At 72.3% G+C, this 1,493-nt stretch carries 2 protein-coding genes; one reads left to right on the top strand and one right to left on the bottom strand.

The window, feature by feature from the left end; all coding sequences use genetic code 11:
• Window positions 1-812: DUF222 domain-containing protein (locus ACTJJZ_RS17045; protein ID WP_440722379.1), on the bottom strand; the 812-nt coding region annotated here is incomplete at its 3' end.
• Between the two features lie 511 nt (window positions 813-1,323).
• On the opposite strand from ACTJJZ_RS17045, the gene ACTJJZ_RS17040 reads away from it, so the two are divergent.
• The coding region (locus tag ACTJJZ_RS17040) for a GntR family transcriptional regulator (protein ID WP_440722380.1) at window positions 1,324-1,493 on the top strand (170 nt) is incomplete at its 3' end.

Here is a 1,493-nt window from a genome sequence, read left to right as displayed (position 1 = left end):
AGCTGGTCGATCGTGCGCGCATCGCCCGGATCCCCGAGGGAATCTCCGCTGATGGCATCGCTGCATGCCTCGTCGGCTACCGCGCCCGCAGCCACGCCGGCGGCGGTCGCGGCGTTCTTCGCTGCCTGCCGGTTTCCGGCCTGTACCATCCGGGCGTGTTGGGTGAGCCGGTCGTAGATCCCGTCGACCACCGCGGCGGAGTGGATCAGCCCGAGCGCTTTCTGCCCGTCGCCGAGGTCCTCCCGCCACACCCGCCGCCCCGCCTGCGCGTCCCGATGACGTTCTGTGAGACCCCGCGGGCAGAGCCTTTCCGCCACCCGCTCCACCACCCGCCGCGCCCGATGCGGCGTCTCACCCACACACGCCGCCACCGCGAGCCGTTCGAACCCCGCCCGCACATCGTCATCCAGGCGGCCACCGGTGTCCTGGATGAGCCGGACGTGCGCAGCATTGATCCGCGCCTGACTGAACGCCCGCACCGTCTGAGGGAACCGGGCCATCAGATCCCCGGCGCGGGCCATCCGGCCCTGCACCACCCGATCCGACATGTGCAGCACCCCCGCCAACTCCGCCGCCACAGACCGGGCCGCAAGATCCACCGCCTCACCCCGCACCACCCCTGACCCGGAAGAACGCGCGGCGAGGTCTTCGGCGAGGCGCTGCGCGACCCCGAGGTGCGCCTCCCGCAACGCCTGCAACCGCACGATCGCCGCCTCCGTCACCGCCAGACTCTCCCCGAGCATCCGCAACACCATGACCGGATCCACCGGGTCCACCCCGGGATCCACCACCGCGCCGGTCGAGCTGCTCATACCCCCAGTCAACCCTGGACCACCGACATTCCCGACCCGAAAAGTCGCAGGTCAAGTGCGAAAAACATCACGGTTGCATCACAGAATCGGACCTCTTCGTAGACGGCTCGGATCGTTCGCGCCGGAGGTTGGAGGTCGGAGGACGGCGGCCGCGCGCAGCTGGGCGAACACGAATACCCGCCGCGATCGACCCACCAGTGGCGGTTCTCAGAGCCCGCGCCGAGCCTCCCGGCCACCCCGTGCGTCGGACCGTACCGGATCCGCCAGCAGCGATTCCGCAGTCGCGGAGCCGCCCTGTCCGGCCTGAGGCCGGGAGCTTCGCGCGGGCCCACCCCGAGGCCCGGGCCTCGCTACTCGCGCCGCCGCCCCAAGACCTACCCTCGCGCGGCCACCCCGAGACCGGCCTCGCGCGGCCACCCTCAAGGTACGGGGCCTCGCGCGGCCACCACGAGACCGGCCTCGCGGGCCAGCCCCGAGACCGGCCCGCGCACGACCGCCCTAGGCTGTCCCCGTGACGGAGTCGAGGATCCAGGGCAGCACGGCGCACGAGATCGCCGACTCGATCCGCGCCCTGATCGACGCCGGAGAGCTCGCCCCCGGGCAGAGCCTGCCGACCGTGCGGGGGCTCGCCGATCTCCTCGGCGTGAACCGCAACACGGTCGCCGCGGCCTACCGCGCGCT

Source organism: Microbacterium sp. 22242, from assembly GCF_052045495.1.
GTDB lineage: Bacteria > Actinomycetota > Actinomycetes > Actinomycetales > Microbacteriaceae > Microbacterium.
Note: the sequence above shows the minus strand (reverse complement) of the source record. Positions and strands in the feature narration are given on the sequence as shown.